This is a genomic window from Pseudomonas sp. (genome assembly GCF_026224925.1).
In the GTDB taxonomy this organism is placed as follows: domain Bacteria; phylum Pseudomonadota; class Gammaproteobacteria; order Pseudomonadales; family Pseudomonadaceae; genus Aquipseudomonas.
In genome coordinates, this window is sequence record NZ_JAMFRV010000127.1 from 1 (window position 1) to 9,127 (window position 9,127).

General features: G+C 58.0%; 8 protein-coding genes and 2 pseudogenes. 4 read left to right on the forward strand and 6 right to left on the reverse strand.

Annotated elements, in window-relative coordinates:
* Positions 1–174 (forward strand): annotated as a pseudogene (locus tag M0974_RS05550) (4-hydroxybenzoate 3-monooxygenase); the annotation flags it as partial.
* A 23-nt stretch (positions 175–197) separates the two neighbouring features.
* Here M0974_RS05550 and M0974_RS05555 read toward each other — a convergent pair.
* The 6 genes and pseudogenes from M0974_RS05555 to M0974_RS05580 form a co-directional block, all read right to left on the reverse strand.
* Positions 198–320, reverse strand: a pseudogene (locus tag M0974_RS05555) (GntR family transcriptional regulator); the annotation flags it as partial.
* Between the two features lie 13 nt (positions 321–333).
* The gene (locus tag M0974_RS05560) at positions 334–1,224 is read right to left on the reverse strand and encodes an ABC transporter ATP-binding protein (protein ID WP_297833787.1); all 891 of its coding nucleotides are present in this window, start codon (positions 1,222–1,224) and stop codon (positions 334–336) included.
* Positions 1,217–2,068, reverse strand: coding sequence for an ABC transporter ATP-binding protein (locus M0974_RS05565; protein ID WP_297833789.1), 852 nt, complete (start codon positions 2,066–2,068; stop codon positions 1,217–1,219). The genes M0974_RS05560 and M0974_RS05565 overlap by 8 nt, the downstream gene beginning before the upstream one ends.
* Entirely contained in the window at positions 2,061–2,990 is a 930-nt protein-coding gene (locus M0974_RS05570; RefSeq protein ID WP_297833791.1) for an ABC transporter permease, read from the reverse strand. The genes M0974_RS05565 and M0974_RS05570 overlap by 8 nt, the downstream gene beginning before the upstream one ends.
* A complete protein-coding gene (locus tag M0974_RS05575; protein ID WP_367278962.1) occupies positions 2,987–4,015 on the reverse strand; it encodes an ABC transporter permease in 1,029 nt (342 codons plus the stop codon). The genes M0974_RS05570 and M0974_RS05575 overlap by 4 nt, the downstream gene beginning before the upstream one ends.
* A 60-nt stretch (positions 4,016–4,075) precedes the next feature.
* On the reverse strand, positions 4,076–5,632 hold the full coding sequence (locus M0974_RS05580) for an ABC transporter substrate-binding protein (RefSeq protein WP_297833794.1): 1,557 nt from the start codon (positions 5,630–5,632) through the stop codon (positions 4,076–4,078).
* Positions 5,633–6,100: 468 nt separating this feature from the next.
* Between M0974_RS05580 and M0974_RS05585 the strand changes: the two genes are divergently transcribed.
* From M0974_RS05585 to M0974_RS05595, 3 genes are read left to right on the forward strand one after another with little or no spacing between them, the layout of a single operon-like run.
* Positions 6,101–6,235 (forward strand): hypothetical protein, encoded by a 135-nt coding sequence (locus M0974_RS05585; protein WP_297833797.1) that lies wholly within the window; start codon positions 6,101–6,103, stop codon positions 6,233–6,235.
* A gap of 23 nt (positions 6,236–6,258) precedes the next feature.
* The gene (locus tag M0974_RS05590) at positions 6,259–7,632 is read left to right on the forward strand and encodes an LLM class flavin-dependent oxidoreductase (RefSeq protein WP_297833800.1); all 1,374 of its coding nucleotides are present in this window, start codon (positions 6,259–6,261) and stop codon (positions 7,630–7,632) included.
* Positions 7,633–7,636: 4 nt separating this feature from the next.
* Complete coding sequence (locus M0974_RS05595; protein ID WP_297833804.1) at positions 7,637–8,983, forward strand: LLM class flavin-dependent oxidoreductase; 1,347 nt, start codon at positions 7,637–7,639, stop codon at positions 8,981–8,983.
* The last annotated feature ends 144 nt before the right edge of the window (positions 8,984–9,127 follow it).

The following is a 9,127-nucleotide window of genomic DNA, read 5'->3' on the forward strand; positions in this document are numbered from 1 at the left end:
AAAGCCGAGCGTTTCTCCTGGTGGATGACCTCGCTGCTGCACCGTTTTCCCGACACCGATGCCTTTGGTCAACGTATCCAGCAAACCGAACTTGACTATTTCGTGGGTTCGGACGCCGGGCGCAAGAGCATTGCGGAGAATTACGTCGGGCTGCCATATGAAGCCATTGAGTAATAAAAATTACCCGTATTGGTGAGGGCGCCCTGGCGATTGATCAACACATCGAAGACTGTGTGGTGTTGCATATGGGCGTAGTTGAAGCGCCGATATTCGCGAGCCATATCCTTGCGATCCACTGCCAGCGCGGTCACCAAAGCAAAATTGCTGCGGCTTTCACGCATCGTCCGCTAACGCCTCGCGCAGCTCGTTTCGCCGCTTGCGGTCGGCGGCACCACCGGTCAACGAGGGAGCGGAGCCGACCAGTAACTGCGTGTAAGGATGCTGCGGATAGCGCAAAACCTGCATCGTGGGGCCCGACTCAACAATGTGCCCTCGATAGAGCACCACGATGCGGTCGGCGATCCCTGCCACGGACCCCAGATCATGGGACACGAACACTTGGGCGATACCCCGCTCGCGTCCCAGGGTTTTCAGTAAGCGAAGAATCTGAACCCGACTGGCTGAATCCAGTGCACTCACCGGTTCGTCAAGCAGCAACAGTGTGGGCTCGAGCACCAGCGCACGGGCGATCACCACACGTTGTCGTTGCCCTCCAGAAAGCTCTCGCGGATGCCTAATCGCAATCTCTGAGTCCAGACCGACGCTTTCCAGCGCTGCGGCCACGCGCTTGCTGATTGCCTCCTGATTGAGCTCGGCCTGAATGCGAAGCCCCTCAGCCACTGAGTCACCTACAGATACGTCCGGATCGAGACTCAGCAGCGGGTCCTGAAAGACATATTGAAGCCTGCCGCCACGTCGAAAGTTGCGTAGTGCGCGGCCCTTCAGTGCGCTGATTTCAACCTGCGCAAAGTTGATCGTTCCTCCAGTCATAGGCGCCGCGCCGAGTACCGAGCGGACCAGCGTCGTCTTGCCAGAGCCCGTTTCGCCGATCAGCCCAACCGTTTCACCCTTGAACACATCCAGATCGATTGAGTGAAGAATGCGTTTTTTCTCCACGCCGGAGCCGTAGCTGACCTCAAGCCCGCGCAGGCGCAGCAGCAAAGTGTCGTCATCCTGAAGGGGGCTCGCGCGCTGAGGAGCTTGTGAATCGAGGTCGTCAAGCATCTTCCATCTCCCTTTCAAGAAATCTCTCAAGCCCATATTCCTGATGGTTGTCCACCAGGGATCGGGTGTACGGATGCTTTGGATCAGCGAGTACCTGGGCCGTTGTCCCGGCTTCGATTATTACGCCATGGCGCATGACAATGACCTGATCGCACACCTGGGCCACGACAGCGAGATCGTGGGAGACAAGAACCAATGCAAGGTTCAGTTCACGCTTGAGCTCTGCCAGAAGATCAAGCACCTCAGCCTGGACCGTGACATCCAGGGCCGTGGTCGCTTCATCGGCGATCAACAACTCGGGGCCTGCGCAGACGGCGATAGCGATAAGCACCCGCTGCAACATCCCCCCGGAAAGCTCGAACGGGTATTGGCAATACACTGCTTCTGCATGACGCAGGCCGATTTTTTTCAACAGTTCAAGCCCGCGTTCACGCGCCTGCGAGCGGGACAGTTTCAAGCTGCAGCGTAAAGCCTCAGCCAACTGCCGGCCGACCGGGATGGAGGGATTCAGGTAAGAGGCCGGGTCCTGGAACACGGCAGAAATCCGGGTTCCCCTCAGGGGTTTCCAGCCGCGTCGGTTCAGACGGGTCAAATCGGCTCCCCGGTACAACGCAGATCCGCCTGTTACTGCCAGGCCAGTGGGCAGAATGCCTAACAGGGCGTGGCACGTCAGCGACTTACCGCTTCCGGATTCTCCGACGATACCCAAGGTTGCGCCTGCGTGAAGTTCGAAACTGACGCCATGGACCAGTCGTTTTGCGCCGACAATACCCACCTGTAAATTGCGCACTGACAACAGCGGCTCAGGCACAACGCCGGACGGGATATTCAGTTGGCTAGACATCAGCAGTCTCCCTTGCAGCTACAGGACGCTCGTCCTGATCGGCCAAATTACGGCGGATGGCCTTTTTCTTACTGCTGCGACTTGTGACGCGCTTGTCAGGTTGACGTTTTCCGCCCACATCACGCATGACATCAGCCAAGGCATTCAACGCCCATACGGTTGCGATGATCATGCCTGCTGGCGCGAGCGGACCGAACGGCCGGTCGTAGAGGTTCTTCAGATCCGTCGCGAGCAGCCCTCCCCACGTCGGCTCGGGAGGCACCACACCGATGCCGAGGAAAGTCAGCGACGCGACGATGGCCAGACACGCACCCGTCATGGAGGCTGTCGTTACTGCCACGGCGGGTATTACCTTGAGCCATACATGACGGACGATAATCCACCAGGTCGAGGCGCCCATGAGCACTGCCGCCTCGACGTACTGCGCGTTGTATGCCGAAAGTGCGGCCGCTCGGCTCACTCTGAAAAAGGCCGGAGTGATGAGAATGCCCACCGCGAACATTGCTTGTACAAGACCATTGCCCAGCAGCGCAGTCATGGCGATTGCGAACACCAGAAAAGGCAGCGTGATCAGCGCATCGATAAAGCGCAGGGTAAACCACTCAAAAGTCCGCCCCAAGTAAACTGACAACAGTCCTGGCAACACGCCCAGCACAATCGCGATCACCACAGACTGCAACGCGGCTAGAACAGAAAGTGTCGAGCCTGCCAACAGTCGGCTGAAAACATCGCGCCCGAGGCTGTCAGTACCTAGCCAATAGTGCGCAGATGGCCCTTGAAGCATGGAGTTGGTGTGCTGCGCCAAAGGATCCTGGGGTGCCAGTAGAGGTCCGAAAGCGGTCAGGAAAACTACAATCGCAAGAATCACGAACGCAGCCTTGGCACTGGGGTAGTACCAGAGTCTTCGTAACATGCCGGTCATGGTCTGCGCCTCGAAGCGGGCTGGAGCGCGCCCTGCAAAATATTGATAAGGACGTTCGCAACGAGCACGAACGCAATCGAGATCACCAGCGTGCCCTGTACGACTGGCACGTCGCCCCGCAGGGCCGAATCTGCCGATAACATGCCCAGCCCCGGCATCGTGAAAATGGTTTCAGTCACGACGGCTCCGCCGAGCAGCGTGGGAATCTTCATTCCGAGGATCGACAGCGCGGGACCAGCACCATTGCGCAGCACATGGACAAAGAGGATTCGCGGCCAACTGAGCCCTCGGACAATGGCCCCGACCACATAATTTTCGGAAAGGGTCGACACAAGACCGGTGCGCAGCTGTCGGGCCAACTCGGCAGCCACATCGACACTCAGGGCAATGGCGGGCATGGTGATCAACTTCAACCAGACGGTGAAGTTTTCGCTCGGCGAGACATACCCCGCAGAGGGAAGCCAACGCAGCCATAGGCTGAATATCAGGATCAATGCGATAGCCACGACAAAGGCCGGAAGAGTGGAAATGACCGTTGTCAGCCCAGTAATGGCTCGGTCAATCCATTTGCCTTGATTTACAGCCGCCAGAATGCCGAGAAACACCCCGAACACGATGCCGATCAACAACGCCATGCCTGCGACGGAGATGCTGACGGCCAGCCTTTGCTGGATAAGTTCTGAAACATGGACTTGATTGAACCAGGAAGTACCAAGGTCGCCGGTAAGGATTCCTTGCATCCAGGACAGGTATTGCTGATACAAGGGCTTGTCGAGTCCAAGATCTGCGTTGATCCGCGTGATCATCTCAGGAGTAACACTGTCGCCAGCGATACCGGCTGCGGGGTTGAGCCCACTTGCGGCGCCCAACACAAAGGTAATCAGCGTTGAAAACAAGAAGACCGGAACGATGATCACAACGCTGGACACCACCCAGCGCAGGAAGGTTTTTGCATGACGGCGGCGTATCGCCCATGCGCTAGGCGCATTTGTCCTCGCCGCGCCCCTGTAGTTATTACCGCTCACCCAGAACTCCTTGTTGCTGTAACCCTGCGGGACTGACTGAGCGCACCCTCCCCCCTGAAATCATTTGACCGTCACACCTTCCCAGCGGACCTGGGATGGCTGGATGTTCAAGTTTTTCAACTTCGGACTTGAGACGATCACCCACGGGTTGGCATAAATGTAATTCGTGGGTGACTGCTTGACTCCGATCTCCTCGGCCGCCCACAGCACGCGCTGATAGTCCGGGTTATCAAGAGGTGTTTTGCGAACAACACGCAGCGCATCCACGAACTCATCGGTGGCATGCGGGCCACTCAGATTCATGATTCCGTCCGGGCCGTAGACGGCAAGAAGGTTCTGGACCGGCGACTCTCGACCGATGGTACCGTCCAACGCCAGCTGTGGTGTCTTGGCGATATAAACTTCACTTTGCCAGGTGGAAGATCCCGGTGGCACCAGCTTGATGACCGACTTGACGCCAATTTTCGCCAGCTGGGATTGTAAGAGCTCCGCCGAGTTTTCATCGGCCGATGCGCTGTTGGTGATGACGATCGAAAGATCTCCTGGCCCGTAACCGGCTTCTGCGAGCAGCTTGATCGCTCGATCAGGGTCGTAGCTCCAGAGTTTCTCGATCTCTGGATTGAAGGCCAGATGTCCCTGCGGGAAAGGCTGATGCACTATCGAGCCAGTTCCAGCTGTAATGACGTCAATGAACTCCTGACGGTTGAAGGCGTAGCGAAACGCCTCGACAACCCTTGGGTCCGTGAACGGCGCTTTGTTCAAATTGATCGATATGTCCCGGACTGAAAGGGAGGGCGCGATCGTAACGTCCAGCCCCGAGGCTTTAGCCTCCTTGACCTTTCTTGCGGGCAGGCTGGCAATGTCGATCGATCCGGAAAGGACGCTGGCCACGAGGGTGGATGAATCTGGCGTCACCGTCAGTTCGAGTCGATCAATGTGGATGTTGGCGGCGTCCCAATAATTCGGGTTTTTCTCAAAGTACGCATGGGACTCGGTAACGAAATCCACCATCTTGAACGGACCTGCCCCAACCGGCCACAGACTCAACTTGCCGAGGTCTTTTTCGGCTGCGGCTGGGCTGGAAATAGCCCCGGTACGTCCGGCCAGCAAATAGGGAATCTGATAGTTCGGCTCGCTCAAACGAAGCGTGACCTTCGTGGCGCCTTCAGCGCTTATGCTCTGGACTTCAGCCAGTTGATCCTTAAGGAACGAGTTTTTTTGATTTTTACCGCGCTCGAAGAACGCCTTGACGGCATTGGCATCGAGCGGCGTGCCATCGGTGAAGGTGAGACCGTCGCGCAGTTCAAATGTAATCCGGGTACCGTCTTCGTTGTACACCCAGCTTTTCGCCAATGAGGGTTGTACCGCTCCCGCATTGTCCAGCCGTGTAAGTGAAGCGTAAGGAAGGCTGATCGTGTTGATGTCTGCGCCGGTGCGACTGGTCACAGGGTCCCATGAGGTAGGCAGAGAGTAGGCCCACTTGACCGTCGCCGGTTTGACCGCGGCGGCTTGAGTATTGCCTTTATCCTTGTCATCCGAAGGCGAGCATGCGGATAAGAATCCGATGCTGGCAATGATCATCAGCACTTTGGCAATTCGTAATTTTTCATTTATCACGCGGCCACTCCTGTCAGGCAGAAGTTTGATACGGGAAGGGAGTCCAGCAAGTGTTCGAAGGGGTGGACTGTCATGCGGTGAGGTTCCAGCCTTTATGCCACGTTAGGTTTGGCATCCGGCTGGAAAGCGGTCTGCCTTTTAATCACGATATGTGCATAAGCGATGGATTGGAAGAATTTTTTAGTTATATACTAATATGCATATTAATAATTTATATATTAAAAATCTATAAATAGTACGCATATTTATTTACTGCCTCACATACCAGAAGCTTCAGGCTGTCTCCTTTATGGCAGCCATCAACAATAAAAATAAATTATTTTATAGAAAGACAAAATAACAATAATTCATAATTAGCTTATTCCAAAAAAGACCTTCACTCCGGTTTTTTATAGGAATACTTTCACTTCACAGACCGACCCCATGCTTGGCGGAGGACGCACCCACGACCACCAGGAGCATGTATTCATGTCATCCGTAACCCCTCTTCTCTACCAGCCCGCCGCATTGGGCAATCTGACGCTGCCGAACCGCATCATCATGGCCTCCTTGCACCAACCGAAGCCGTCGCCAACTGAGAACAACCCACTCGACTGCCGGTAGCCCCCTTGCCCCTTGAGGTCAACATGAGTCGTCAAATGCATCTGGCGCTGTTCGTCAGCCATGCCGGATCACACCTGGCCGGGTGGCGCCTGCCCCAGGCCGAAACAGGCAATGCCCTGGATATCCGCTACTACCAGCGCCTGGCCGAACAGGCTGAGGCCGCCAAGCTGGATATGCTGTTTGTGGCCGACAAACTGGCCTTGGATGACATCCACGGCGGCTCGTTCGAGGCCGCAGTGACCTGGCGCGCCACCGGTTCGCCGGAGCCGTTGGCACTGCTGTCGGCACTCAGCTTACTGACCCGGCGCATCGGCCTGGGCGCCACGGTTTCCACCACCTACCACCAACCGTTTCACGTGGCCCGGCAATTCGCCACGCTGGATCACTTCAGTGGCGGTCGCGCTGCCTGGAATGCGGTGACCTCAGTCAACGATGGCGAGGCCCGCAACTTCGGCCTGGACCAGCATCTGGGCCACGCCGAGCGCTACACCAAGGCGGGCGAATTCCTCGATGTGGTACGCGGCCTGTGGGAGACCTGGGAAGACGCCGCCGTGCTGGCCGACAAGGCCAGCGGTCGTTATGCCGATGCCACGCGCCTGCATTACGCCGATCACCAGGGCGACTGGTTCAAGGTGCGCGGTCCCCTGAACCTGCCGCGCCCGCCCCAAGGCCATCCGGTGCTGATTCAGGCCGGGGTCTCATCGGCGTTCCAGGACTTGGCGGCGCCCAATGCCGAGGTGATCTTCCCGGTCCAGTCGACGCTAGAAAAAGCCAAGGCGTTTTACGCCACCTTTAAAGAACAAGTGGTCGCTGCGGGCAGGCAGCCCGGCGACGTCAAGATTCTTCCGGGCTTGTACCCGGTCATCGCTGACACCGATGAACAAGCCCAGGCCCTGGCGGCCGAGTTGGATGAATTGATCCTGCCAATCGCCGGGCTGGCCTTTATGTCCGCCAGCATGAATTACGACCTTGCCCAGCATGACCCCAAGGCTCCGGTTCCAGATATCCGCGAACACATCCGTGGCAGCAAGGGCCGCTTCGACACGGTGATCGGCAACGCCATCGAGGCGGGTTGGACCCTTGAGCAACTGGGCCGCTGGTACGCCTCCAGTCTGGGCTTCGCCAAGATGGTCGGCTCCCCGCAAAGCGTGGCCGACCAGATGCAGCAATGGCTGCTCGAAGGCGCTGCCGACGGCTTCGTGGTGATGCCGCCCTACATGCCAGGCGGCGCCGAAGATTTCCTCAAGAAAGTGGTGCCCGAGCTGCAACGTCGCGGGCTGTTCCGCCGCGAATACCAAGGCACCACCTTGCGTGATCACCTAGGCCTACGCACACCCGTAGCCCGCCATGACAACCGTTCAGTCAGCCCATCGAAACCCAACCGTAAAGGGATTTAACACCATGAGTAAACGTCAGCTGCATTTTGGCGCCATTCTGACCGGCGTCGGCACAGACCAGCAGGAATGGCTGCACCCGGAAATCCCAGGCGATGCTAGTATCGACATCGAGTGGTACAAACAGCAGGCGCAAGCCGCCGAAGCCGCTCGTTTCGATTTTGTCTTTATCGTCGACAGCCCCTATATCACCCCCGAGTCTGCGCCGCATTTTCTCAATCGCCTGGAGCCGCTCACCCTGCTCTCGGCCTTGGCCGGCGCCACGGACAAAATCGGCCTGGTCGCCACCCTGACCACCTCCTACACCGAGCCTTTCAACGTCGCCCGTCAGTTCGCCTCCCTGGACCAGATCAGCCACGGTCGCGCCGGCTGGAATGTGGTCACCACCGGGCTGGAGGGCGCCGCGGGCAACTTCGGCCGTGAGCAGCATATCGACCACGGCGAGCGCTATCGCAGGGCGCGCGAACATGTGCAGGTCGTACAGGGCCTGTGGGACAGCTACGAGGACAACGCCTTCCCACGGGACAAGGCGCATAAGCGCTTTCTCGACCCCGGCAAACAGCATCGCCTGGACCATCGCGGCGAGTTCTTCTCGGTGACTGGGCCACTCAACATCTCCCGCTCGGTGCAGGGCCAACCGGTGATCTTTCAGGCAGGTATTTCCGAATCCGGCCGGCGTCTGGCCGCCGATATCGCCGAAGGCATCTTCGCCGGGGTCGACAACTTCGAAGACGCTCGCGAGTACTATGCAGATATCAAGCAACGGGCCGCACAAGCAGGGCGAGACCCGGCGCAAGTGCTGCTGTTCCCGGGCATCACGCCCATCATCGCCGACACCGACGAACAGGCTCAGGCACTCCAGCGCCAACGTGACGGCGAGCTGGACCTGAACAAGGCTCTGGTCCAGTTGGGGCGGCCATTCAACTACCACGACTTCAAACAATACGACCTGGATGCGCCCTTCCCCGAGTTGGGCGAACTGGGTAGCAACGGCTATCGCGGACATGCCGAACGCATCAAACGGGTGGCTCGTGAGCAAGGCCTGACACTGCGCGAAACTGCCCTGCGCTTTACCCGGCCATTCTCCAACTTCGCAGGCTCGGCCTTGACAGTTGCCAATGAAATCGAGCGTTGGTTTCAGGAAGAGGCCGTTGACGGTTTCAACATCCACGTCGGCGCGCCGAGTGAATTCGCCCGTTTTACCGATGAGGTATTGCCGATCCTGCGCGAGCGTGGCCTGTTTCGTAGCGACTATGAGGCCAGTACCTTGCGCGGCCATCTGGGCATTGCCGTACCGCAGAACCGCTACAGCAAAGCGCAAGGCGCGCCTGCGCCATTGACCGAGCCCGCGTGATAGCCGGCCGCACCTGACCCTAATCATCCAACCACGACAAGGCTTTCGAAGCTGCACCCACACCACGGACCAGTGCCAGTGCCAGGCTTAATGGACTATTCCCGACATGCCCGATATTTCCTCCCCGACACCCATCAAGAAGTT